The 22,723-nt window shown below is 69.9% G+C and carries 23 protein-coding genes and 1 pseudogene; 14 read left to right on the top strand and 10 right to left on the bottom strand.

What is annotated here, in order from left to right; all coding sequences use genetic code 11:
- Nucleotides 1–28: 28 nt before the first annotated feature.
- Nucleotides 29–940: an alpha/beta hydrolase gene (locus tag ACH4SI_RS36065; RefSeq protein WP_398303622.1), complete on the bottom strand. Its 912-nt coding sequence runs from the start codon at nt 938–940 to the stop codon at nt 29–31.
- On the opposite strand from ACH4SI_RS36065, the pseudogene ACH4SI_RS36070 reads away from it, so the two are divergent.
- Nucleotides 824–1,369 (top strand): annotated as a pseudogene (locus tag ACH4SI_RS36070) (NmrA family NAD(P)-binding protein); the annotation flags it as partial. The gene ACH4SI_RS36065 and the pseudogene ACH4SI_RS36070 sit on opposite strands and share 117 nt — an antisense overlap.
- Before the next feature lie 276 nt (nt 1,370–1,645).
- On the opposite strand, the gene ACH4SI_RS36075 reads toward ACH4SI_RS36070, so the two are convergent.
- Nucleotides 1,646–2,650 carry a tetratricopeptide repeat protein gene (locus ACH4SI_RS36075; RefSeq protein WP_398303624.1) on the bottom strand — a complete coding sequence of 335 codons (1,005 nt, stop codon included), beginning with the start codon at nt 2,648–2,650 and terminating at the stop codon, nt 1,646–1,648.
- A gap of 362 nt (nt 2,651–3,012) precedes the next feature.
- On the opposite strand from ACH4SI_RS36075, the gene ACH4SI_RS36080 reads away from it, so the two are divergent.
- Entirely contained in the window at nt 3,013–3,483 is a 471-nt protein-coding gene (locus ACH4SI_RS36080) for an ATP-binding protein (RefSeq protein WP_398303416.1), read from the top strand.
- A 335-nt stretch (nt 3,484–3,818) separates the two neighbouring features.
- A complete protein-coding gene (locus ACH4SI_RS36085) occupies nt 3,819–4,604 on the top strand; it encodes a helix-turn-helix domain-containing protein (RefSeq protein WP_398303418.1) in 786 nt (261 codons plus the stop codon).
- A 25-nt stretch (nt 4,605–4,629) separates the two neighbouring features.
- Here the strand turns inward: ACH4SI_RS36085 and ACH4SI_RS36090 are convergent, their stop codons facing one another.
- The 3 genes from ACH4SI_RS36090 to ACH4SI_RS36100 form a co-directional block, all read right to left on the bottom strand.
- Nucleotides 4,630–5,367 (bottom strand): dienelactone hydrolase family protein, encoded by a 738-nt coding sequence (locus tag ACH4SI_RS36090; protein ID WP_398303420.1) that lies wholly within the window; start codon nt 5,365–5,367, stop codon nt 4,630–4,632.
- A 267-nt stretch (nt 5,368–5,634) separates the two neighbouring features.
- Entirely contained in the window at nt 5,635–6,039 is a 405-nt protein-coding gene (locus ACH4SI_RS36095) for a hypothetical protein (RefSeq protein WP_398303422.1), read from the bottom strand.
- 160 nt (nt 6,040–6,199) lie between these two features.
- Nucleotides 6,200–6,763 carry a hypothetical protein gene (locus ACH4SI_RS36100; protein ID WP_398303424.1) on the bottom strand — a complete coding sequence of 188 codons (564 nt, stop codon included), beginning with the start codon at nt 6,761–6,763 and terminating at the stop codon, nt 6,200–6,202.
- A 326-nt stretch (nt 6,764–7,089) separates the two neighbouring features.
- Here ACH4SI_RS36100 and rph point away from each other — a divergent pair, with 326 nt between their 5' ends.
- Together rph and ACH4SI_RS36110 are read left to right on the top strand one after the other, a co-directional pair.
- Nucleotides 7,090–9,708 (top strand): rifamycin-inactivating phosphotransferase, encoded by a 2,619-nt coding sequence (gene rph / locus ACH4SI_RS36105; protein WP_398303426.1) that lies wholly within the window; start codon nt 7,090–7,092, stop codon nt 9,706–9,708.
- A 104-nt stretch (nt 9,709–9,812) separates the two neighbouring features.
- Nucleotides 9,813–10,385: a TIGR00730 family Rossman fold protein gene (locus ACH4SI_RS36110; RefSeq protein WP_398303428.1), complete on the top strand. Its 573-nt coding sequence runs from the start codon at nt 9,813–9,815 to the stop codon at nt 10,383–10,385.
- A 118-nt stretch (nt 10,386–10,503) separates the two neighbouring features.
- On the opposite strand, the gene ACH4SI_RS36115 is transcribed toward ACH4SI_RS36110, so the two are convergent.
- From ACH4SI_RS36115 to ACH4SI_RS36125, 3 genes are read right to left on the bottom strand one after another with little or no spacing between them, the layout of a single operon-like run.
- The gene (locus tag ACH4SI_RS36115; RefSeq protein WP_398303430.1) at nt 10,504–11,322 is read right to left on the bottom strand and encodes an ABC transporter permease; all 819 of its coding nucleotides are present in this window, start codon (nt 11,320–11,322) and stop codon (nt 10,504–10,506) included.
- Nucleotides 11,319–12,275 carry an ATP-binding cassette domain-containing protein gene (locus ACH4SI_RS36120; protein ID WP_398303432.1) on the bottom strand — a complete coding sequence of 319 codons (957 nt, stop codon included), beginning with the start codon at nt 12,273–12,275 and terminating at the stop codon, nt 11,319–11,321. Before ACH4SI_RS36120 ends, ACH4SI_RS36115 begins: the two co-directional genes overlap by 4 nt.
- A gap of 35 nt (nt 12,276–12,310) precedes the next feature.
- Complete coding sequence (locus tag ACH4SI_RS36125) at nt 12,311–12,982, bottom strand: DUF4097 family beta strand repeat-containing protein (RefSeq protein ID WP_398303434.1); 672 nt, start codon at nt 12,980–12,982, stop codon at nt 12,311–12,313.
- A gap of 222 nt (nt 12,983–13,204) precedes the next feature.
- Here ACH4SI_RS36125 and ACH4SI_RS36130 point away from each other — a divergent pair, with 222 nt between their 5' ends.
- The 3 genes from ACH4SI_RS36130 to ACH4SI_RS36140 are packed head-to-tail and all read left to right on the top strand — an operon-like array spanning nt 13,205 to nt 15,663.
- Nucleotides 13,205–13,945 carry a helix-turn-helix domain-containing protein gene (locus ACH4SI_RS36130; protein WP_398303436.1) on the top strand — a complete coding sequence of 247 codons (741 nt, stop codon included), beginning with the start codon at nt 13,205–13,207 and terminating at the stop codon, nt 13,943–13,945.
- Between the two features lie 34 nt (nt 13,946–13,979).
- Nucleotides 13,980–14,897 carry an alpha/beta fold hydrolase gene (locus tag ACH4SI_RS36135; protein WP_398303438.1) on the top strand — a complete coding sequence of 306 codons (918 nt, stop codon included), beginning with the start codon at nt 13,980–13,982 and terminating at the stop codon, nt 14,895–14,897.
- Nucleotides 14,869–15,663 (top strand): MerR family transcriptional regulator, encoded by a 795-nt coding sequence (locus ACH4SI_RS36140; RefSeq protein WP_398303440.1) that lies wholly within the window; start codon nt 14,869–14,871, stop codon nt 15,661–15,663. The genes ACH4SI_RS36135 and ACH4SI_RS36140 overlap by 29 nt, the downstream gene beginning before the upstream one ends.
- On the opposite strand, the gene ACH4SI_RS36145 is transcribed toward ACH4SI_RS36140, so the two are convergent.
- Nucleotides 15,660–16,250 (bottom strand): TetR/AcrR family transcriptional regulator, encoded by a 591-nt coding sequence (locus ACH4SI_RS36145; protein WP_398303442.1) that lies wholly within the window; start codon nt 16,248–16,250, stop codon nt 15,660–15,662. The genes ACH4SI_RS36140 and ACH4SI_RS36145 overlap by 4 nt on opposite strands.
- Nucleotides 16,251–16,402: 152 nt before the next feature.
- Here ACH4SI_RS36145 and ACH4SI_RS36150 point away from each other — a divergent pair, with 152 nt between their 5' ends.
- Nucleotides 16,403–17,422 carry an aldo/keto reductase gene (locus ACH4SI_RS36150; protein WP_398303444.1) on the top strand — a complete coding sequence of 340 codons (1,020 nt, stop codon included), beginning with the start codon at nt 16,403–16,405 and terminating at the stop codon, nt 17,420–17,422.
- 181 nt (nt 17,423–17,603) lie between these two features.
- Nucleotides 17,604–17,999, top strand: coding sequence for a VOC family protein (locus tag ACH4SI_RS36155; RefSeq protein WP_398303446.1), 396 nt, complete (start codon nt 17,604–17,606; stop codon nt 17,997–17,999).
- 18 nt (nt 18,000–18,017) lie between these two features.
- On the opposite strand, the gene ACH4SI_RS36160 is transcribed toward ACH4SI_RS36155, so the two are convergent.
- Entirely contained in the window at nt 18,018–18,728 is a 711-nt protein-coding gene (locus tag ACH4SI_RS36160; RefSeq protein ID WP_398303448.1) for a FadR/GntR family transcriptional regulator, read from the bottom strand.
- 164 nt (nt 18,729–18,892) lie between these two features.
- Between ACH4SI_RS36160 and ACH4SI_RS36165 the strand changes: the two genes are divergently transcribed.
- The 4 genes from ACH4SI_RS36165 to ACH4SI_RS36180 are packed head-to-tail and all read left to right on the top strand — an operon-like array spanning nt 18,893 to nt 22,682.
- Complete coding sequence (locus tag ACH4SI_RS36165; RefSeq protein ID WP_398303450.1) at nt 18,893–19,393, top strand: gluconokinase; 501 nt, start codon at nt 18,893–18,895, stop codon at nt 19,391–19,393.
- Between the two features lie 34 nt (nt 19,394–19,427).
- Nucleotides 19,428–20,825 (top strand): gluconate:H+ symporter, encoded by a 1,398-nt coding sequence (locus ACH4SI_RS36170; RefSeq protein ID WP_398303452.1) that lies wholly within the window; start codon nt 19,428–19,430, stop codon nt 20,823–20,825.
- Nucleotides 20,826–20,847: 22 nt separating this feature from the next.
- A complete protein-coding gene (locus ACH4SI_RS36175; RefSeq protein ID WP_398303454.1) occupies nt 20,848–21,618 on the top strand; it encodes a glucose 1-dehydrogenase in 771 nt (256 codons plus the stop codon).
- 23 nt (nt 21,619–21,641) lie between these two features.
- Complete coding sequence (locus tag ACH4SI_RS36180) at nt 21,642–22,682, top strand: L-idonate 5-dehydrogenase (RefSeq protein WP_398303625.1); 1,041 nt, start codon at nt 21,642–21,644, stop codon at nt 22,680–22,682.
- Nucleotides 22,683–22,723: the final 41 nt, after the last annotated feature.

The following is a 22,723-nucleotide window of genomic DNA, read 5'->3' on the forward strand; positions in this document are numbered from 1 at the left end:
TCCGCAGGGATTCACCGGGTTGGACGATCTACAGGTGGTTCGAGTAGAAGTTGGCGAGCCGGTCGACGGCGGCGTCGACGTACTCGGGCTCGTCGTACATCTCGTAGTGGCCTGCGCCGTCGATCACCATGAGGTCGACCGGGTTGGGCACCAGCTTCCACAGCCGCGTGCCGGGCTCGTAGGAGCCGGTGTTGCCGATGCGTCCGGCGAGGATGACCTGCAGCGGCTGGGTCATGAGCTGATCGACCAGGTGATACGCGTCGTAGCCCAGCAGCAGCGAGTCGCCGCGCGAGAGGCGACGGTTCGTGGAGTGCTCGTTCCTGCCCCGCTCGGTGCGGTAGTAGGTGATTGCCTGGGTTGTGTCGATATCGGTCAGCCCGACTGCTGTGGCTTCCTCCAAGGTGTCGGGCAACCAGTTCACGCGGGTCAGCTCGCCGGAGCGGGTCTCTTCGATGCGCGCGTCGGCCATGGCGTCGAGTGCGGCCGCCGCGCCGTCCGACTGGAAGCTGCGGAACGACGTGCCCATGTTGCCGGGGACCACCGTGCCGACCGCCTTGATGCGGTGGTCCGTGCGGGCGGTGTGCACCGCGTAGCCTCCGCCGGCGCAGATGCCGAGGACGCCGATGCGCTCGGGGTCGATGCCGGGGATCGTGCTGAGCGCGTCGATCGCGTAGGAGATGTCCTCACCGCGGCGGTAGGGGTCCTCGAGGTCGCGGGGTTCTCCGCCGCTCTGGCCTTGATGGGCGGGGTCGAACACGAGCGCTGCGCCCGCGCCCTGCTCGCGACGGGCGTTCGTGTCCGGGCGCTGGTACGTGACCCCGCCACCGACCGGGCGAAGGCGGTCGAAGCGCTCGGTGCCCAACTGGTCACCGGCGACCTCTACGACCGCGACTCCGTGACCAGGGCCGCCGAGGGAGCCCGTGCCGTCTTCTCGGTCCAGATGCCCGACGTGAACGGACGCGCCTTCGAAGGCGAAGTCGCCCAGGCCGTCAACCTGATCGAGGGCGCGCGGGCCGCCGGGGTGCCGCAGTTCGTGCACACCTCCGTCTCCGGAGCCGGGCAGCACGCCAGCTGGGTCACGGGCCCCTGGGCGTGGATGGAGCCGTACTACGCGGCGAAGGCCGGAATCCAGGACCGCGTGCGTGAGGCGGGCTTCACGCACTGGACGCTCATCAAACCGGGCTTCTTCATGGAAAACTTCCGCCCCTCCGCGGAAATCATGTTCCCCCGCGGGGTCGAAGGCGGTCTGGTAACCCTCCTGAAGCCCGCAACCGTGCTGTCCCTCGTCGCGGTCGAAGACATCGGCAAGGCCGCCGCCGCTGCCATCGCCGCGCCCGAGCGGTTCGACCGGGTCGAACTGGAGCTGGTGAGTGACCACCTGACGATGCGGGATATCGCCAAGATCCTCTCCCGCAACCTGGGCACCGAGCTGACCGCACCCGATATGACGGCGGAGGAGGCAACCGCCGCCGGGATGCCCGACATGGGCTTCGGCCAGGCCCGCATCAACGAGTACGCTCGGACTCCCCCTCACCACCTTCGAGGCATGGTCACGAAAGCATCTGAGGGGCCACAACTGCTAGCGGCCCACGGTGACGGCAGCCTCGGGCGGCGCGGGAGGCGTGGCCCGCTCCAGCCGAGCGTTTCACACCCGGGCGGCGATGCGCTCGCCGAGTTCTGCGGCTGCCGGACTGCCGGGCATGGATGTGAGGCGGGCGGCGATGTTGGTCAGGCCGTCGTCGATCCGTACGGACTGCACGCCGTCGGCCCAGTCGAGGAACTCCCTCCAGGTGGCCAGAGCCGTCTCGCTGTTGCCGCGTTTGAGCTGGACGTGCCCGAGGTCGGCGAGCACGATCGCCCGGGTGCGCTTGCGGTCGAGGCCGTGGATGTCGAGGGCGAGATGGAGATGTTCTTCGGCGGCGGTGAGGTCGCCGAGCTTGGCGTGGATCATGCCCGATTCATGGGCCCACCGGCCGTGGCTGTAGTGGCTCGCCCAGGATTGCCCCGGCCGGGACGGCGCCTGCTCAATGGCGGCTTGGGCGGAGGTGAGCATCGTCGTGGCGGTGGGGTGGTCGCCGTCGGCGGCTGCCGCGCGGGCGAGGGTACTGCGGTAGTACGCGAGCGCCTTGGGGTTGGCGAGTCTCCGGCCGCGCTGTTCGCACGCCTCGGCGAGCCGTACGGCGGTGGGAATGTGGCCGAGGTCGATGGCCTGTTCGGCGAGCCCGCGCAAGGCCGTCGCGGCGAGTTCGTTCTCCCCGGCCTCGGCGGCGAGCTTGAAGCTGTGCAGGTGGTACTGCTGGCTCAGCCCCTGATTGCCCTCGTCACGGGCCATCCAGCCGATCAGGTGCACCAGTTCGCTGGTCGCGGCGAACAGCTCGCGGCCGACCTTGTCGCTGTAGCGGCCGTCCAACCATCGTCTGACGTCGACGGTGAGGTAGCGCACCGCGAGGTGCCGGGCGTGGCCGCCGCCGGTCTCGGAAGCGGCGTTGCCCAAGGTGGCCGTCATGGTACGGACGGCGGTGACTTCGCCCATGCCCACCGCGACGGGACCGGGACGGTTCACGCGGCGGATGACCGCTTCGGCGTCAGGGAGGTCGAGCGCGGCCAGGCCGACGGCGGCGGATGCGGCGAGGAACTGTCGTCGGTCCACGTCGCTGCCTCCCAGGATCATGACCGAGGTCACGGTATCGGCGAACTCGGACTCATTGTCCTCGGACAAACTGACGGTGAGGACCTGTTCGATGAACGGCAACCACGCCTGGGGCACTCGGCGTCCCGTTTCCCATCGGTATACCTGCTGCCGGTCGCAGAACCCCGTCTTCCCCCAGCGCGCCACTGAGAGTTCGTCCGCAAGTCTCGCCTGGCTGCACTTGGGGCGCCGTGCCGTGCGTGCTGCGCGGATGCGCTCCCCGATGGTCATACCCGGCCCGATCGTCGGTCCTGGTTCACAACTGGACTACAGGTGGCAGACATTGTGGCAGCACCCCACCCGCCGCATCCGGACGTTGACTGATGGTAACCACTCGGTGGGGCAGCCGCCGGGTAGCGAGCGGAAGGAACACCCTCATCATCACCCGAACCAGCACTTCCGCTTCGCACTACACCGTGCTGCTCTCCGCCACCCGCAAGGGTGCCCGCCTCGCCCGGCTGCTCGCGACCGAGCGCATCCGCTCCTGGGGGTTGCCGCACGAGAAGGCGGCGCTGATCGTCGCCGAGCCGGCCGCGAACGCCGCGCTGCACGGCCGCGTTCCGGGCCGGAACTTCCGGCTCTCGCTCAACAGGACCCCCGACACGCTCCGCATCGAAGTGAAGGACCCCCGGGCCGACCGCCTGCCCGTCGTCCGTCCGAAAACCGAGACCGGTGAGCAACCGCGCGAATCGGGTCACGGGCTCCTCCTCGTCGAGGAGTTCGCGGACCGCTGGGGTGTCCGCCCTGAGCTGATCGGCAAGACGATCTGGGCCGAACTCGACCTCTCCGTCTGACGTCCGTCCCACCGGAGGCCCGGAACCCAGGATCCGGCGGGGCGGGCCATCAAAGACCAAGAACTGCGGGAAAGAACCTTCCCAACCCATCCAAACCTCTCACCAGTCACCCGGACGGGTGATTTCACCCAACTCGGCTGGCGCGCGGACGGATTGGCACGGCAGGCTCGGCCACAACAACCCCAGACATGCGACGGCCCCCGGCCGGGACTGGCATCCCGAGTCGAGGGCCTGACCACCGAGGAAGTGGACCCTTCCTGATGGCTGAACAGCACCCTAACGCGCCTGCGCGCGTACTTCCCCTCGTTCGCCGATCCGCCGGCGGAGTCACCCATGTGAGGGAACGGCACCCGAACCGCTACACGATCGTCGGCAACCACCTCACCCAGCACCGCGAACTCTCCCTCACCGCGATCGGACTCGGCGCGCACATCCAGTCGCTGCCGGAGGGCGCGTCCGTGGACATCCGTACGCTCTCCGCGAGGTTCCCGGAGGGCCGGGACCGGATCGCCGCCGCGCTGCGGGAGTTGGAGGCGTACGGCTACATCGAACGCAGCCGGGAACGCACCACGGAGGGCCGGATGGTGACCCGTACGGTCTCGTACAACCACCCGGAGGCCACGCGCGCCCGCCGTACCCGCGAACCGCAACCCGTACGGCCCGTACAGCCCGTACGGCCCGAACGCGAGCGGCAGCCCGAACGCCCCGCACCGCCACCGCCGCCACCCCTCCCGCAGCCCAACAAGCCCGCCCCCACGCACCCCGTCGCGACGGCACTGCTCACCACCCTCCGCCGCGCGGACGACCGGTTACTGCTCTCCGAGCGGGACGTACGCCGCCTCGCCCCGGGCGTGGCCGTCTGGCTGGAGCGTGGCGCCGCACCCGATGCCGTACGCCGCACCCTCACCGCGAACCTCCCGCCCGACCTCCGTTACCCCGCCGCGTTCCTGGCGCACCGCCTCACCGAGCTGCTCCCGCCACCGCTCCCGGCGGCGACCCCGACCGCTCCCGGCTCCCGCCCGGCGGTCGTCCCGCTCCGGAACTGCAACGGCTGCGACCGCGCCTTCCGCTCCGCCGCCCCCGGCCGATGCCGCGACTGCCGCCAGGCCGCAGCCGCCTGACCGCATCTGGCCTGCCGGCCCGGCCTCACTTCAGATGCCGGGTGAAGAACCGGGCCGCGGCGTCCCCCGCGGACTGCGGGACGCCGGTGTGCCCGCCCATGTTGGCGTTCAGCGTCTTCTCCTCGGAGCCGAAGGCGTCGAACAGGTCCAGGGCCGCCTGCCGGTCGTTCCCTTCGTCGTCCCACTGGAGCAGGACGTGCAGCGGAATGGTGACCTGCCGGGCCTCCTCGACAAGGGCGCGCGGCACGAAACTCCCGGCGAACAGAACGGCGGCCGCGATGCGCGGGTCGACCACCGCCAGCCGGATCCCGATGGAGATCACTCCCCCCGAGAACCCGACCGGGCCGCCGATCCCGGGCAGCGAAAGGAGGGCGTCCAGGGCGGCCTGCCATTCCGGGACCGCCTTTTCGACCAGCGGGAGGACGAGCCGGTCCACGATGTCCCCGCCGACCGGCTCGCCGGCCTCCAGGGCCCGGCGCAGGTCGGCGCGGGTCTGCTCGGCGGCGGCGGAACGGGGCCGGTCGCCGCTTCCGGGGAGTTCGATGGTGGCCGTGGCGAAGCCCTCCGCAGCGGAGTGCCGGGCCCGGGCCAGCAGTCGGGGGTACATCTTGCGCAGGCCACCGGGGTGGCCGAGCAGGATCAGCGGCACCGCTGCGGATGTGGATGCGGATCCGGGCGTCCACAGGATGCCGGGGATCTCGCCGAGGGTGAATTCGCGCTCGAGGACGCCGTCGTCGAGACGCTGCTGAGAAGTGAATCGCATGGTCGTGCCTTTCGGGAGGGCTCGGAGACGGCGCTCCCGGACGACCTGCCTATCGCCCGACCGTGACCCCGGAGGGGAGCACCCATGTCGATACGTTCACGGGTACCACCTCCTCGTTTTCTCGCACGGCCTCCGGAAAAGTAGCAGCGGTCGCCGTGGTCCGCCACCGGGTTTTCGCGGAGACCTCCGCCCGTTCCAGCCCGGCGCAAGTTCGGCCCCGCCGCTCACGCGGCGGGGCCGAATCCTGGATCCTCGTGGATCTACCTTTTAGTTCTTCTCACACTTCTTGGTGTCCTTGCTGACACCCATGATCTCGTTGATGTGCGCGAACTTGTACGTGCCCTTCGTCATTCCCTCGAAGCTGACGCACTTGTAGAACGGCGTCGACCCGTCGTTCCAGAACTTGAAGGCAACCTTGGTCTTGAAGCCGCCCAGGCAGTGGTTGTTGTAGTACACCTTGGTGCTCGCATAGCCGGTCTTCCAGGAGAAGTTGACCCGCGAGTTGTTCTCATTGCACTTGACGCTGCCCTTGCCCGCCTTCGGCGGGGGCTTTGCCGCCGGTGTGGTCGAGGCGGACGCCGTCGTCGGCGCCGCGGATGCCGGGGCGGTCATCAGGCCGAAGGTGAGGCCGGCGGCGGCGAGCATGCCTCCGGCCGATATGAGTGCGCGCATCGATTCCCCCGTGGGAAGTCGCGGATCACTGGTCGGGTGATCCGTTTCTGATCGGTCGCGATCACTAAAGGCTTTCGGCCCGTCAGGCGTCAAGCCCCTGGCCTGCGATGCCGCGCTGGGGTCATCCTTGATTACAAGGAGCTACGGTCAGATCCCGCTTTTAGGGTGCATGGTTCGGGCACCGTCGGTTGTGGGCCAGCGGTGAGAAGCCGGCCATCAGGCCGACGGCCGCGAGCGGGATCAGATCGAGGCTGACCGCGATCAGGATGAAGGACAGGGCCACGAGCGCCGGGCTCCACACGGGCAGTCGCCCGGGCCGTACGGCCACCAGCATGATCAGCAGGGCGAGCATGCCGAGCTGGAAGGCCGGCGGGCCTGCGAACTCAAGAGGGCCGGGCAGAGGGGCGGAGTCGGCGAGGCCGGAGAAAAGATCACCGAGGATCACCCAGACGAAGCAACCGGCGCCGAACACTCCGGTAACCATGGCGGCACTGGCGGCGGTTCTCATCCGGATGGTGGCTGCGGGAATGAGGCCGCGCAGCACCACGACAAAGGCGCCGAACAGGAGGAAGGCGGCGAGGAAGAACGTGTGGCCGAGGTTCCAGGCCACCCCCGGACCGTGATCGCCGTCCATGCCGTCGATCAGGCGAAGCACGCCGTACGACAGCAGCAGGAGAGGGATGAGGACAGAAAGCAATCGGGTTGTGGGCGTCGTCGATGTCATGCTCATACGGTCGCTGTCCGGTCCGCATGCGGGCCATCGGGACGATCCCCCACTGCACCCGGACAGCCGCCCTAGGAGTTGGGCGGCTCCACCACCGGGATTTCCCTGGTGCGTCTCGCATACGCCGTCGCCGGTCTCTGGTGAATCAGCAGCCGTGCGGAGGCCGGGTGGTGAGAACCCGAGACGAACAAAGGCGAGGAGAACCTTCTCCTCGCCACTCTTAACTTATAGCGCACAGGGGGGCTTGCGGCAAGGCCCGGGTCACGGCGCAGAATCGTCGGCCGAGACCACGACCAGCGGAAACGGGGACACGAGTGGGTGTCGCAATGATCGAGCAGTACGTGTTGGATCTTCAGGAGGTTGACGAGACGCAGGTCGCGGTCGTCGGCGGCAAGGGCGCGCACCTGGGCGGGCTGTCGCGGATCGACGGCATCCGCGTGCCGGGGGGCTTTTGCGTGACGACGGACGCCTTCCGGCGGATCATGGCGGAAGCGCCGTCGATCGACGAGCGGCTCGATCAGCTGTCGCGCGTGAACCCGGACGACCGGGAGGCGATCCGCACGCTCAGCGCGGAGATCCGCCGGACCATCGAAGACATCGCCATTCCGGACGATCTCGCGGCGGCGATCACCCGCCCGCTCGCCCGGCTCGGCGAGCAAGCCGCCTACGCCGTCCGGTCCAGCGCGACGGCGGAGGACCTGCCGACGGCCTCCTTCGCCGGGCAGCAGGACACGTACCTGAACGTCGTGGGGCCGACGGCGGTCCTCCAGCACGTCAGCCGGTGCTGGGCCTCGCTGTTCACCGAGCGGGCCGTGACCTATCGCCGGCGGAACGGCATCGACCACCGTACGGTCCACATGGCCGTGGTCGTGCAGCGGATGGTCTTCCCGCATGCGTCCGGCATCCTGTTCACGGCCGACCCCGTCACGGGCAACCGGAAGGTCGCCACCGTGGACGCGGGCTTCGGCCTCGGCGAGGCCCTGGTCTCCGGACTGGTGAACCCGGATGTCTTCAAGGTGCGTAACGGCGAGGTGGTCACCAAGGCGATCGCCGCCAAACAGCGTGCCGTTGACGCCCTACCGGACGGCGGTACGCGGGAAGTGGCGATCGACTCGGGGCGGCAGGAGCAGCCCGCGCTGACGGATGCGCAGGTCGTGCGGCTCGTGCAGCTCGGGCGGCGGATCGAGGCGCACTTCGGCCGCCCGCAGGACATCGAATGGTGCCTGGCCGACGATGGCTTCCAGATCGTTCAGAGCCGGCCGATCACGACGCTGTTCCCCATCCCCGAGGCCGACGACCAGGAGAATCACGTCTACGTCTCCGTCGGTCATCAGCAGATGATGACCGACCCCATGAAGCCTCTGGGGCTCTCCATCTGGCAGCTGACGGCCATGGTGCCGATGCCCGAGGCCGGCGGGAGGCTGTTCGTCGACGTCACCCGCCGCCTGGCCTCGCCCGCGAGCCGCGCCGCCCTCCTGGAGCTCATGGGGAAAGGCGATCCGCTGGTCAGGGACGCGCTGGAGACCGTACTCGAACAGGGCGATTTCGTCCCGTCGCTCCCGGATACGGGCCCCGGTGGGCCGCCGGCCGGGGGTGCGTCCGCCGCGATCGAGACCGATCCGGCCCTCGTCACCGAGTTGATCGAGCGCAGCCAGGTGTCCATCGCCACCCTGGAGCGCGACATCCGGACGAAGACCGGACCGGCGCTGTTCGACTTCCTGCTGGAGGCCTTCGAGGAGCACAAGCGAGTCCTCGGTGATCCGCTGAACTTCCAGGCGATCATGGCGGGGATGGAGGCCACGTGGTGGCTCAACGACAAACTGCGGGAGTGGCTCGGCGAGAAGAACGCGGCCGACACGCTCACGCTGTCCGCCCCCGACAACGTCACGTCGGAGATGGGCCTCGCGCTGCTCGACGTCGCGGACGTGATCCGGCCGAAACCGGAGGTGGTGGCGTTCCTGCAGGGCCTGCAGGACCGGCAGGGCGTCGAGAACGAGGAGGGCTTCCTGGACGAGCTGGCGAAGCTCGCGGGCGGGGCCGAAGCGCGCGACGCCATCGAGGGCTACCTCGACCGGTACGGCATGCGCTGCGTCGGCGAGATCGACATCACGAGGCCGCGTTGGCGCGAACGCCCCACCACGCTCGTGCCCGTGATCCTCGACAACGTCAGGAACTTCGAGCCGGGCGCCGCCGAGCGGCGCTTCGAGGAAGGCCGGCAGAAGGCGCAGCAGAAGGAACAGGACGTGCTGTCCCGCTTGCGGGCCCTGCCGGACGGGGACCGGAAGGCCGACGAGACCAAGCGGATGATCGACCGGGTCCGCACCTTCATCGGGTACCGGGAGTACCCGAAGTACGGCATCATCAGCCGCTACTTCGTCTACAAGCGGGCCTTGCTGGCGGAGGCCGAACGCCTCGTGCAGGCCGATGTGCTTCCTGAGAAGGAGGACATCTTCTACCTCACGTTCCAGGAGTTCCACGACGTCGTGCGCGCGAACCAGGTGGATGACCGGCTCATCCAGCAGCGCAAGGAAGCGTTCCGGTCGTACCACGCGCTCACCCCGCCCCGCGTGCTCACCTCGGACGGTGAGGCCGTCACCGGGGCGTACCGGCGCGACGACGTGCCGGCCGGCGCCCTGATCGGCCTGCCCGTCTCCGCCGGGACCATCGAGGGAAGGGCCCGCGTCGTCCTCGACATGGCGGACGCCGATCTCGAAGCGGGCGACATCCTGGTCACGGCCTTCACGGACCCCAGCTGGTCGCCGCTGTTCGTCGGCATCGCGGGCCTGGTGACGGAGGTGGGCGGCCTGATGACCCATGGCGCCGTGATCGCCCGGGAGTACGGCTTGCCGGCCGTCGTGGGCGTGGAGCAGGCCACCCGGCTGATCCGGGACGGGCAGCGGATCCGCGTGCACGGAACGGACGGGTACGTCGAGATCCTGTCGTGACTCCTCTCGTGACCGGCCAAAACCCGTGGTCGGCGCTGGTGTGACCGTGGTAGACCGGGGGCCGCCGTCCCAGCCGTCCAGTCCCAGCCGTCCCGGAGGTCCCCATGCGCCGTCTCGCCGTCTTCATCGCCTCGTCCGACGGGCACGATCCGGCGTACGCCGAACTGGCCGCCGGTGTGGGCGCGGAGCTGGCCCGGCGCGGGATCGGCCTGGTCTACGGCGGCGGCCGCAGGGGGCTGATGGGGGTGCTGGCGGACAGCGTCATGAAGGCGGGCGGCGAGGTCGTCGGCGTCATGCCGCGCAGCATGGTCGAGCGGGAGTGGGCGCACGAGGAGGTGACGGAGCTGCTCATATGCGATTCGATGCACGAGCGCAAGGCGATGATGGCCGAGCGCGCCGACGCCTTCGTGGCCCTGCCCGGCGGGCTCGGCACACTGGAGGAGATATTCGAGGTGTGGTCGTGGCGCCAGCTGGGCTTCCACGCCAAGCCCGTCGGTCTCCTCGACGCCGGAGGCTTTTGGACTCCGCTGCTCGACGCCCTGCGCGGCATCGCCGACTCCGGCTTTCTCCCCGCGTCCACTCTGGACGACCTCGCCGTCGCACCCGAACTGCCCGGCCTGCTGGACGCGCTGGAGGAGCGGCTGCGCCGCGCCCCGCAGCCCGCGCACGGAGGCTGAGACGTCCATACGAATGAGACGTCCATACGAAACGGGGCGGCGTACTCCGACGGGGTGTCGGTGTACGCCGCCCTCGGGTGGGACGCCTTGCGGGAGGTGTCCCGCGTCGTCATGGCGGTTACTTTGGGTCGTGGTGGAACTTCGAGGTCGACCAGAGATAGCCGAGCACCGCGAGACCCAGGCACCAGGCGACGGCGAGCCATCCGTTGTGGCCGATCCCGGTGCCGAGCAGCAGGCCGCGCAGGGTCTCGATGGCGGGCGTGAACGGCTGGTATTCGGCGATCGGCTGGAACCAGCCCGGCATCGCGTCGAGAGGGACGAAGGCGCTGGAGAGCAGCGGCAGCAGGATCAGGGGCATCGCGTTGTTGCTGGCGGCCTCGGCGTTCGGGCTGATCAGGCCCATGCCGACGGCGATCCAGGTGAGCGCCGTGGCGAAGAGCACGAGCAGTCCGAATGCCGCCAGCCACTCCAGGACGGTGGCATCGGTGGAGCGGAAGCCGATGGCCACGGCGACGGCGCCGACGAGGACCACGCTGATGATCGACTGCAGCACGCTGCCGATGACGTGTCCGATGATCACGGAGCCGCGGTGGATCGCCATCGTGCGGAAGCGGGCGATGATGCCCTCGGTCATGTCGTTGGAGACGGAGACCGCGGTCCCGATCGTGGTGCTGCCGATGGTCATCAGCAGCAGGCCCGGGACGATATAGGCGATGTATACGGAGCGGTCCGGACCGCCGCCGCCGATGCCCGCGCTCATGGTGTCGCCGAAGATGTAGACGAAGAGCAGCAGCAACATGATCGGGGTGAGCAGCAGGTTCAGGGTGAGGGACGGGTAGCGCCGGGCGTGCAGGAGGTTGCGGCGCAGCATGGTGGCGGAGTCGCGTACGGCGAGGGAGATCCGGGTCGGGCGGGCGGGAGCCAGGGGGGTACTCATCGGGCAGTCTCCTTGGGCTGGTGGGGGATGTTGGCCGGGCCGGTGAGGGCGAAGAACACGTCGTCGAGGTCGGGGGTGTGCACGGTCAGCTCGTCGGCCTCGACGCCGGCCGAGTCCAGCCAGTCGAGGAGGGCGCGCAGCTCTCGTTGGCTGCCGTCGCTCGGGAGCTGGAGCGCGAGGGATTCGTCGTCCCGGGATGCCTCGCTCAGGGCGGCGGCGGCACTCTGGTACGCGGCCGGGTCGGTGAAGCGGAGCCGGATGTGTCCGCCGGGTATGAGCCGCTTCAGCTCCTCGGCGGTGCCCTCGGCAGCGATCTTGCCGTCGTTGAGCACGGCGATGCGGTCGGCGAGTTCGTCGGCCTCCTCCAGGTACTGGGTGGTGAGGAAGACGGTGACGCCGCCCGTGACCAACTCGCGGATGATGCCCCACATGGTGTGGCGGGAGCGCGGGTCGAGTCCGGTGGTGGGCTCGTCGAGGAAGATGATTCGCGGGTTGCCGACCAGGGTCATGGCGATGTCGAGACGGCGTTTCATGCCGCCGGAGTAGGTGGAGGCGGGCTTCGAGGCGGCCTCGGTGAGGTCGAAGCGCTCCAGCAACTCGGCGGTGACCTGGCGTCTTTCGCGCTTGGAGAGGTGGTGCAGGTCCGCCATGAGGAGCATGTTCTCCTCACCGGTGATCAGGCCGTCGACGGCGGAGAACTGCCCGGTGACGCCGATCGCGGCGCGGACCGCCTGTGGGTCGGTGGCGAGGTCGTGTCCGCCGACGCGGCCCTGCCCGCCGTCGGCGGTGATGAGCGTGGACAGGATCTTGACGGCGGTGGTCTTCCCGGCGCCGTTCGGACCCAGGAGGGAGAAGATCGTTCCTTCCGGGACGGTCAGGTCGATGCCGTCGAGGACGGTCTTGTCACCGTAGGACTTGCGCAGCCCGTTCGCCGCGATGGCCACGTCGGTCATGAGGAGTGCTCCTTCTCGTTCTGCAGGCTGCGGATTCAGAGGCTGCGGGCGGTGATGTCGCCGTAGGCGGTGGTCGCGTGGATGGTCAGGCCGGCGGCGTCGCCGTCGGTGTTCTTGAGCGTGTTGTGGATCCGGCCGTAGCTGGTGCCGGCGTCCAGGGAGGCGGAGACTCCGCGGGCGGCGCCGACCGAGATCTCGCCGTGCTCGGTGCGCAGGGTGAGCGCGCCGCGCATGGCCTCGGTGATCTGGATGTCGCCCCTCTGGGTGCTGATCTCCCCGGGGCCGCCCAGGCGGCCGACCGAGACGTCGCCGTCGAGAGCGGCCAGGCGGGCGCTCGCGGTCTCGTCGAGCTTGACCGAGCGGTAGCCGCCCTCGAAGGCGACGTCGCCGAGCCGTCCGACGCCACGGAACTCGGCGGCGGCCGCCTTCGCCTCGACGCGGGAACCGGCGGGCAGTTGGACCGTCACCTCGACGGATCCGGAGTGCCCGAGGATCCGGTTCTTCGGCTCGGGGGTCTCGATCCGCAGGACGCCGTCGCCGTAGGTGACCTCGATCTGCTCCGCCGCCTTCACGTCGCGGCTCTTCGAGGGGTCGGCGGGCAGGACCTCGACCGTGGTGTCGGCCCGGTCGGCGGCGATGAACTGGAGGCGCCCGGCGGGGATGTCGAGGACGGCGGTCACCGGGGCGGGGGTGGCGAACTTCTGCATCGTGCGCTCCTTCGACTGGTCGTTTCCGATGTCGAAAACGCTACGTTGCGTTCATGGAATTGGCAACGAGTTCGTTGCATGAGATCCGCGTTAACGCAGCTAGAAGCCGAGTTTTCGTTGCAACGATTCTGGATCTAACGCAACGGCCTGCACGCTGCTCGTTGCAATGGATTGAGGGTGAACGCTATGCTGCACACACCACGGACCACGAAGGAGGCCGCGATGCCGGGAGGCAGGCTCACCCAGCAGGAACGTCAGCAGATCGCGCTGGGGCTGGCCGACAGCCTCGCCTACGCGGAGATCGCCAGACGCCTCGACCGCCCGACCTCGACCATCACGCGCGAGGTCATGCGCAACGGCGGCCCCACCGCCTACCGTGCCGACCTCGCCCACCGCGCCACCGAACACCGCGCCCACCGCCGCAGACAGGCCGCACCCCGGGGCCGGAAGACGCCCCCGCAGGCCAACGGACGCGACGCCGAGGTCGTGCGCGAGTACGAGGAGGCGTTCGCCACCCTCCTCATGCAACAGGGCCTGCCCAAGATGATGTCCCGGGTGCTGGTCTGCCTCTACACCACCGACGAGGGCAGCCTCACCGCGGCCGAACTCGCCCAGCACCTCCAGGTCAGCCCCGCGTCCGTCTCCAAAGCGATCACGTTCCTCGAAAGCCAGGGCCTCGTCCGCCGGGAACGCGACGAACGCCGCCGCGAGCGCTACGTCGTCGACAACGACGTCTGGTATCAGGGGATGATCGCCGCCGCCCGCACCCACGCCCAGATGGCCGAGATCGCGCGGCGGGGCGTCAGCCTCCTCGGCCCCGACACCCCGGCCGCCACCCGCCTCGAGAACATCGCCCGCTTCATCGCCTTCGTCGGCGAGAGCATGACCCGCGCCGCGGAACAGGCCCGCGACGTCCTCTACGCGGAAGCCGAGACGACGTCGGGCGGCGACGAAAAGGCTTGACCCTGACCCTGCGTCAGGGTTGGAGCCTGGTCGCATGACGAACAACAGCACTTCCCCGACCCGGCTCGTTCCGCCGGTCGGCGGGTTCCAGGAGATCGACGGCCGCCGCGTTCTCGTGCATCGGTCGGGCAGCGGCGGACCGGCCGTGGTCTTCCTGCCGGGCGCCGGTGCGGTCGGCCTGGACTATTTCGGTGTGCAGCAGGAGGTTTCGCGTTTCACCACCGCCGTGGTCTACGACCGCGGCGGTACGGGCTACAGCGATCCCCTCCCGCTGCCGCGCACCGCCGCCGCGGTCGCCACGGAACTGCGCGAGCTGCTGCGCGCCCAGAACAACGCCGCCCCCTACGTCCTGGTGCCGCACTCCCTCGGTGGCTTCTCCGCGCACCGGTTCGCGCAGCTGTACCCGCAGGACGTGGCCGGACTGGTCTGGTTGGACGCCTTCCACCGCGACTGGGACGACTTCATGCCTCCCGCGGCGAGTCTGGCCGCGGTCGAGCGGATGGCGCCTGGTGGGGAGCAGCTGGAACAGATGCGCCCTGCCCTGCGCGAGATGTTCGCCGAGTTGTACGCGCTCGTGAACTACCCGGAGCGCATGCGGCAGGCGCTGGCCGATGCCAGGGTGAGTGACGCATGGGCCCAGGTCGGCATCGCCGAGCGCACCAAGTTGGCCGCACTCGCCACCGAACTACGGGCCGGGCCGAACATTCCTGACGTCCCGGTGGTCGCTCTCACCGTGGTCGGCACCGACCCCGCCCAGCAGGCGCTGACGTCGGAGCGGACGCTGCGAGAGATGCGTGACGGCCACACGAGAATGGACGCGGCCCTGGTGAGCGCGGTCTCGCATGGGGAGCAGCGCATCATCTCCGACACCAGCCACCACCGGCTCTGCTTCGACCGCCCCGATGTCGTGGTCCAGGCGATCCGTGACGTCGTCGACCGGGCTCGTGCCTAGACTCGGCACGGCCGCGTCGCACGAAGACCGGAGGGGGACGGTGCTCACGATCAGCCAGCTCGCCGCAGCCGCCGGCGTGACCGTGCGCACCGTTCGCCACTACCACCACGTCGGCCTGCTGCCGGAGCCCGAGCGCGATGCCTCGGGATACCGCCGCTACGGCGCGCAAGCGGTGGTGGACCTCATCCGGATCAGGACCCTCGCCGATGCGGGAGTGCCGCTGGCCCGTATCGACGCGCTGCTGCATGCACAGCCGGCCGAATTCGCCGAGGCCGTCACCGAGATCGACGCCGAGTTGCAGTGCAAGATCGACCAGCTCACCGAATACCGCCGCCGGATCGCCCAATTGGCCGGCGGCGAAAGGCTGGTCCTGCCGCCGGAGGTGGTCGCCCTCCTGGACCGGATGCGTGGTCTCGGGATCAGCGAATTGAGGGTACGGCTCGAGCGCGACGCGTGGATCCTGATGCAGGCGCTGGATCCGCACGTCATGCCGCAGCGGATACGGGACAAGAACGCCGCCTTCGACGACCCCGAGACGACGCGCCTGTATCTCGCCTGTGATCAGTCGGTCGACTGGGATCCGCACGATCCACGCCTGGACCGGCTCATCGACGACCTGGACGCGTGGGAGATCGAACAGGAACGAGGCAGCAGCCGGCCAGGGCTGCTGAAGCTGGTCTCCTCCCGGATCTCCGAGGCATCACCGGCATGGCAACGCATCATCGAAGCGCTCGCCCACCGCGCCGAGCAGCGCGACACCCCCTAGGGGGTGCCCGGCTGCCGCAGTCCCGCGATGAGCAGTTCGACCAGGCGGCGCGGGTCGTAGCGGGAATCGCTGTCCGCGCCGATGCAGAGGTTGCCCACGCCGCGCATCAGCTCCAATGCCGTCAGGCCGGAGCGGATCTCGCCGGATTCGACCGCGGCGTCGAGCAGTTGGGTGCAGACGGGCAGGAGGCGGTCGAGGAAGTAGGCGTGCAGGGTGTCGAAGCCGGAGCTGTCGGACTGGAGCACGGCGGCGAGGCCGTGCTTGGTGACCAGGAAGTCCACGAAGAGGTTGATCCACTGCCCGAGCGCGGCGTGCGGGGTCGGACTGGACGCCAGCAGGGCCGGGCCGGCCTCGGCGCACGCTTCGACCTGGTGCCGGTAGACGGCGATGATGAGATCCGCCCGGGTGGGGAAGTGGCGGTAGATCGTGCCCATCCCGACGCCCGCCTCGGCCGCGATGTCGCGTACGGGCGCCTCCACGCCCGACCTGACGAAGACCGTGGCGGCCGCGTCGAGCAGCGTCTCCTTGTTGCGTCGGGCGTCCTTCCGCTTGGACGGGGCCGCGCCGCCCTCCCCGCTGTCGTTCACCGCGCCGCTCTCCCTCCACTGCCGACGGATCTTGCCAAATCGGAACAGCGTTCCGTATCGTTGAAGCGGAACGAGGTTCCGTTTGCTCATGATGCCAGAGCGGGAGCCCGTGACCAAGCCATGTCTTGCCGCCGTTACGGAGGAACACCGTCATGCACTACCGCACCCTTGGCCGCACCGGCGTGCAGGTCAGCACCCTCGCGCTCGGCGCGATGAACTTCGGTGCGATCGGACGCACCACCCAGGACGAGGCCACCGCCATCGTCGACGCCGCCCTCGAAGCCGGGATCAACGTCATCGACACCGCCGACATGTACAGCGGCGGCGAGTCGGAGGAGATGGTCGGCAGGGCCATCGCGGGCCGCCGCGACGACATCGTGCTGGCCACGAAGGCGGGCCTGCCCATGGGCGACGAGCGCAACCACCGGGGCAGTTCGCGCCGCTGGCTGGTCACCGAGCTGGACAACAGCCTGCGCCGCCTCGGCGTCGACCACGTGGATCTCTACCAGATCCACCGGTGGGACCCGAGCACCGGCGACGAGGAGACGCTGTCGGCCCTGACCGACCTCCAGCGCGCGGGCAAGATCCGGTACTTCGGCTCCTCGACCTTCCCCGCGTACCGCCTGGTGGAAGCCCAGTGGGCCGCCCGCGAGCATCACCTGAGCCGTTACGTCACCGAGCAGCCCAGCTACTCGATCCTGCAGCGCGGCATCGAGACCCACGTACTGCCCGTGACCGAGCGGTACGGGCTCGGCGTGCTGGCGTGGAGCCCGCTGGCCTCGGGCTGGCTGTCGGGCGCGGTCCGCGCGGGCCGGTCCATCGCCACCAGCCGCTCGACGCTCATCCCGGAACGCTTCGACACCGCCCTCCCCGCCAACCGCGCCCGGCTCGAAGCCGTCGAGCAACTGACGAAGGTCGCCGACGACGCGGGCCTGACGATGATCCAGCTCGCGCTCGGCTTCGTCACCGCGCACCCCGCCGTCACCAGCGCGCTCATCGGCCCCCGCACCCTGGACCATCTGCACGCGCAACTCGCCGCCGCCGACACCGTGCTCTCCGCCGACGTCCTCGACGCGATCGACGCCATCGTCGCCCCCGGAACCGACCTCGCCCCGCACGAGAAGTACGACACCCCGCCCGCGCTGCTCGACCCGTCACTGCGCCGCCGCTGACGGCCTGTTGATGTTCCCCGGGGCGGCCGGTAGGTTCGGCCGGGTGACTGCCGGGTCGGCCCACGAGGGCCATGCACGAGCGAGGCGCCCGGCCTCGGCGTGAGCGCGAGGCGGGCCAGAGCCCCGCCGCCCTTCTCCGTGTTTTTCGTTGGCACCGCAACCACGACGACACCGGAGAGTCATGCATCAGCAGCACACCATCGACCTGAACCACACCGCCGTATACGCCTCGGACCGGCACCGGTCGGCCGAGTTCCTCGCCACGGTCCTGGGACTGGCGGTCGGCGCCCCGTTCGGGCCGTTCCTCCCCGTCGACCTCGGCAACGGCGTCACGCTCGACTACTACGAGAAGCGGGACGAGCCGATCCAGCCGCAGCACTACGCGTTCCTCGTCCCCGAGGAGCGATTCGACGGCATGATCGCCCGGCTGGAGGCGGCCGGGGTCACGTACTACGCGGACCCGAGCCACACCGACCCCGGCAAGACCAACGGCCTCTTCGGCGGCCGCGGCGCCTATTTCGCCGACCCGGACGGCCACAACATGGAGATCATGACCCGCCCCTACGTCCGGCCGTAGCCACCTGGGGGCCGATGGCTACGGCGCCAGGATGTCCAGCTCGCGCAGGGCGCCCATGGTGATCTCCCGGGTGTAGCGCTCGGCGCGCTCCGCGTCGCGGGCGCGGATCGCTTCGGCGACCCGGACGTGGAGGGTGACCGCCTCCGGGTCCGGGTCGGTGAACATCACCTGGTGCTCGGTGCGGCCCGCCAGGACCTCGGTGACCACGTCGCCGAGGCGGGCGAACATCTCGTTGCCCGAGGCGCGCAGGATCACGCGGTGGAAGGCGACGTCGTGGACGAGGTAGGCGGGAAGCTGCTGGCCGCGGGAGGTGGCGACCATGTTGAGGGCGTGCTCGGTCAGCTCGGCGCACTGGGCGGCGGTGGCGTGCTCGGCGGCCAGGGCGGCGGCGGCCGGTTCGATGGCCGAGCGCAGGGAGGTCAGGGAGCGGAGCTGGCGGGGGCGGTCGGGGCCGGCCAGTCGCCAGCGGATGACCTGCGGGTCGAAGACGTCCCACTCCTCCGGAGGGAGGACGGTCACCCCGACGCGGCGGCGGGAGCGGACCAGGTGCATGGACTCCAGGACCCGCACCACCTCCCGGACCACGGTCCGTGAGACGTCGAAACGCCGCTCCAGCTCGTCGGTGCGGAGCACCGTCCCCGGCGGGTAGTCGCCCGCGGTGATCGCGGGTCCGAGGGCCGCCAGCACCCGAGCGTGCAATCCCCGCCCTGCGGGCCCCTGGTTGTCCATGGAGTCAGACTACGTGGCCATCGCTGGGCATTTAAGTATGACTTTTAAATCACGAACTCTTGAATACGTCGTATCAGTGGGGTTGAGTGTGCTGCCGGCGGTGCCGAGGTCGAAGAAGACGGTCAAGGAAGACAGCACCGGAGCAGAACAGCGAGGTTTTCCACATGCATGCCCCCCTGGTCGTCGTCATGGGAGTGTCCGGCACGGGCAAGACCACGATCGGCCCCCTGCTCGCGGAGGCGCTCGGTGTGCCGTACGCCGAGGCCGACGACTTCCACCCGCCGGCCAACATCGCCAAGATGTCGGCCGGCACCCCGCTGGACGACGAGGACCGCAGGCCGTGGCTGGACGCCATCGGCGCGTGGGCCCATGACCACGTCGGCAACGGCGGCGTGGTCAGCTGCTCCGCCCTCAAGCGGAGCTACCGGGACCGGCTGCGCGCCGCCGAGCCCGGCGTCGTCTTCCTGCATCTGACCGGCGAGCGCAAGCTGATCGCCGACCGGATGAAGGAGCGCAAGGGTCACTTCTTCTCCGAGAAGATGCTCGACTCGCAGCTCGCGACGCTGGAGCCGCTCCAGCCGGACGAGGACGGCCTGGCCGTCGACATCGCCCCGGGCCCCGAGACCATCACCGAGCGGGCCGTCGCCGCACTGCGGCAGCGGTAGCCCGGACACCAGTAGCACACGTTAGGAACCCTCCGTGACCAGACTCAGCGCCGAGTCGCTGGCAGCGGACACCGTCGACCCGATCACGTCGGCCGGTCACGCGCAGCTGGGCATAGCCGTCCTCGTCGGCATAGCCGTACTCGTCCTGCTCATCACCAAGACCAAGCTGCACGCGTTCTTGTCGCTGACGATCGGCTCACTGGCGCTCGGCGCCGTCGCGGGGGCCCCGCTCGACAAGGTCATCACCAGCTTCTCCGGCGGGCTGGGCGACACCGTCGCGGGCGTCGGCGTGCTGATCGCCCTCGGCGCGATCCTCGGCAAGCTGCTCGCCGACTCCGGCGGCGCCGACCAGATCGTGGACACGATCCTCGCCAAGGCGAGCAACCGGACGATGCCCTGGGCGATGGTGCTCATCGCGGGGATCATCGGCCTGCCGCTCTTCTTCGAGGTCGGCATGGTGCTGATGATCCCGGTGGTGCTGCTGGTCGCCAAGCGCGGCAACCTCTCCCTGATGCGGATCGGCATCCCGGCGCTAGCGGGCCTGTCCGTGATGCACGGCCTGGTGCCGCCGCACCCCGGCCCGCTCGCCGCGATCGACGCGGTCCACGCCGACCTGGGCGTCACCCTGGCGCTCGGCGTCCTCATCGCGGTGCCGACCGCCGTCATCGCGGGCCCGGTCTTCTCGCGCTTCGCCGACCGCTGGGTCGACGTCACCCCGCCGGACCGGCTGATGCCGACGCGCCCTTCGGAGGACCTGGAGCGGCGTCCCGGATTCGGCGTCACCGTGCTCACGGTGCTGCTCCCGGTCGTGCTGATGCTCATCAAGGCGCTGGTCGACATCGTCGTGGACGACCCGGAGAACGCCGTCCAGCGCATCGCCGACGTCATCGGCAACCCCCTGGTCGCACTGCTGGCGTCGGTGCTGGTGGGCATGGTCACGCTCGGCCGTGCGGCGGGCTTCACCCGGGACCGCATCTCCACCACCGTGGAGACCTCGCTCGCCCCGATCGCCGGAATGCTGCTGATCGTGGCGGCGGGCGGCGGCTTCAAGCAGACGCTCATCGACATCGGCGTCGGCAACATGATCATGGACGTCTCGAAGGACTGGAACGTTTCCGCGCTGCTGCTCGCCTGGCTGATCGCGGTCGCGATCCGGCTGGCGACCGGCTCGGCGACCGTGGCCACGATCTCCGCCGCCGGGCTGATGGCGCCGCTCACCGCCGACATGTCCAGCACCCACGTGGCGCTGCTCGTACTGGCCATCGGCGCCGGATCGCTCTTCTTCAGCCATGTCAACGACGCGGGATTCTGGCTGGTCAAGGAGTACTTCGGGATGAGCGTGGGCCAGACGGTGCGGACCTGGTCCGTGATGGAGACGGTCATCTCGGTCGTCGCGCTGGCCTTCGTCCTGCTGCTGTCGTTGGTCATTTGAGAACCGAGAGGGTAGTTACGCCATGACGACACATCCGCTCTTCGACATCGCGGGCCGCACCGCCCTGGTCACCGGCTCCAGCCGCGGCATCGGCCACGCGCTCGCCCGCGGGCTGGTGGAGGCCGGCTGCACGGTCGTCCTCAACGGCCGTGACCAGCAGGCCCTGGACAAGGCCGCGGCCGAACTCGGCGGCGCGGAGGCGGGCGTGCACACCGCCGCCTTCGACGTCACCGACGGCCCGGCCGTCGCCGCCGGGATCGCCGACGTGGAGGAGCGGGTCGGTCCGCTCGACATCCTGGTCAACAACGCCGGGATGCAGAACCGGGCACCGCTGCTGGAGTTCACCGACGAGGCCTGGCGGCAGATCGTGGACACCAACCTGACCAGCGCGTTCCTGGTGGGCAGGGAGACCGCGCGGCACATGACCCTCCGCGGCCACGGCAAGATCGTCAACATCTGCTCGCTCCAGAGCGAGGTGGTCCGCCCCGGCATCGCCCCCTACTCGGCGACCAAGGGCGCGCTGAAGATGCTCACCAAGGGCATGTGCGCCGACTGGGGCCAGTACGGCATCCAGGTCAACGGGGTCGGCCCCGGCTACATCGAGACCGAGCTGACCCGGCCGCTCGTCGAGGACGAGCAGTTCAGCACCTGGGTGCGCGGCCGGACCCCGGCGGGCCGCTGGGGCCGCACCGAGGACCTGATCGGTGCGCTGCTCTATCTCGCCTCGCCCGCCGCCGACTTCGTCAGCGGACAGGTGCTGTACGTCGACGGCGGCATGACGAGCCAGTTGTGAAGACCACGGAGGAGGCAGGGCGGATGGTGCTGGGCTGTGTGATCCATGGGCAGGGAGATCTACGGGTCGACGAACTCCCCGAACCGGAGGTGGCACCCGGGCAGGCGCTGGTGGCGATCCGGTACGGCGGGATCTGCGGGTCGGATCTCCACTACCACCAGCACGGTGGCGTGGGCGACTTCCGGCTGAAGCAGCCCATGGTGCTGGGGCACGAGGTCGTCGGCACGGTCGTGTCGTACGGCGAGGGCGCGAGGGGGCCCGCACCCGGCACCCCGGTCGCCGTGCATCCGGCGACGCCGTGCGGGGTGTGCCCCGAGTGCGTGGGCGGCCGGGCCAACATCTGCCGCGACACCCGCTACCTGGGCAGCGCGGCGCGCTTCCCCCACGTACAGGGCGGGTTCGCGTCCCGTATCGCCGTACCGGCCGGGCAGCTGCGCGTCCTGCCCGAGGGGCTGGACCCGAAGCGGGCGGCGCTCGCCGAGCCGCTGTCCGTCGCCCTGCACGCGGTGCGCCGCGCGGGCGATCTCGCGGGACGGCATGTGCTGATCACCGGGTCCGGGCCGATCGGCTGTCTGGCCATCGCCGCCGCGCGGGCGGCGGGCGCCGCGTCCATCACGGCGACCGATGTGCTGCCCCGGGCCCTGGAGTTCGCGGCGGCGGCCGGTGCGACGGCGTGCGTACGGGCCGACGACCCGGACGACCCGGACTGGCCCTCCGCCTCGGACGAGATCGATGTCGCGATCGAGGCGTCGGGCGTGGCCGCCGGGCTCGACACCTGTCTGCACCGGGTGCGGCGCGGCGGGGTGATCGTCCAGCTCGGCATGCTGCCGCCCGGGCAGAGCCCGTTTGCCGGAAACCTGCTGGTCGCGAGGGAGATCGACCTGCGCGGCGCGTTCCGCTTCCACGAGGAGTTCGACGCCGCGCTGCGGCTGCTGGCGACCGAGCCGTCGTTCGACGCGCTGATCAGCGGGGTGCGGCCGGTGCGGGAGGCGGCGGAGGCGTTCGCCCAGGCGGCCGACCGCCGCGAGTCCTGCAAGGTGCTGCTGGACTTCGAGCAGGCATGACCCTGTTGTAGGGGTTTCCCTGGAGAGGGCGCCGGGTGCCA

This window comes from Streptomyces sp. NPDC021212, from assembly GCF_044332925.1.
Taxonomy (GTDB): Bacteria; Actinomycetota; Actinomycetes; order Streptomycetales; family Streptomycetaceae; genus Streptomyces.

Coding starts and splice junctions, on each gene's coding strand:
- ACH4SI_RS36080 (WP_398303416.1), top strand. CDS start 3,013: ATGGTAACCACTCGGTGGGGCAGCCGCCGGGTAGCGAGCGGAAGGAAC.
- ACH4SI_RS36090 (WP_398303420.1), bottom strand. CDS start 5,367: ATGCGATTCACTTCTCAGCAGCGTCTCGACGACGGCGTCCTCGAGCGC.
- ACH4SI_RS36095 (WP_398303422.1), bottom strand. CDS start 6,039: ATGCGCGCACTCATATCGGCCGGAGGCATGCTCGCCGCCGCCGGCCTC.
- ACH4SI_RS36100 (WP_398303424.1), bottom strand. CDS start 6,763: ATGACATCGACGACGCCCACAACCCGATTGCTTTCTGTCCTCATCCCT.
- rph (WP_398303426.1), top strand. CDS start 7,090: ATGATCGAGCAGTACGTGTTGGATCTTCAGGAGGTTGACGAGACGCAG.
- ACH4SI_RS36110 (WP_398303428.1), top strand. CDS start 9,813: ATGCGCCGTCTCGCCGTCTTCATCGCCTCGTCCGACGGGCACGATCCG.
- ACH4SI_RS36115 (WP_398303430.1), bottom strand. CDS start 11,322: ATGAGTACCCCCCTGGCTCCCGCCCGCCCGACCCGGATCTCCCTCGCC.
- ACH4SI_RS36120 (WP_398303432.1), bottom strand. CDS start 12,275: ATGACCGACGTGGCCATCGCGGCGAACGGGCTGCGCAAGTCCTACGGT.
- ACH4SI_RS36125 (WP_398303434.1), bottom strand. CDS start 12,982: ATGCAGAAGTTCGCCACCCCCGCCCCGGTGACCGCCGTCCTCGACATC.
- ACH4SI_RS36130 (WP_398303436.1), top strand. CDS start 13,205: ATGCCGGGAGGCAGGCTCACCCAGCAGGAACGTCAGCAGATCGCGCTG.
- ACH4SI_RS36135 (WP_398303438.1), top strand. CDS start 13,980: ATGACGAACAACAGCACTTCCCCGACCCGGCTCGTTCCGCCGGTCGGC.
- ACH4SI_RS36150 (WP_398303444.1), top strand. CDS start 16,403: ATGCACTACCGCACCCTTGGCCGCACCGGCGTGCAGGTCAGCACCCTC.
- ACH4SI_RS36155 (WP_398303446.1), top strand. CDS start 17,604: ATGCATCAGCAGCACACCATCGACCTGAACCACACCGCCGTATACGCC.
- ACH4SI_RS36160 (WP_398303448.1), bottom strand. CDS start 18,728: ATGGACAACCAGGGGCCCGCAGGGCGGGGATTGCACGCTCGGGTGCTG.
- ACH4SI_RS36165 (WP_398303450.1), top strand. CDS start 18,893: ATGCATGCCCCCCTGGTCGTCGTCATGGGAGTGTCCGGCACGGGCAAG.
- ACH4SI_RS36175 (WP_398303454.1), top strand. CDS start 20,848: ATGACGACACATCCGCTCTTCGACATCGCGGGCCGCACCGCCCTGGTC.
- ACH4SI_RS36180 (WP_398303625.1), top strand. CDS start 21,642: ATGGTGCTGGGCTGTGTGATCCATGGGCAGGGAGATCTACGGGTCGAC.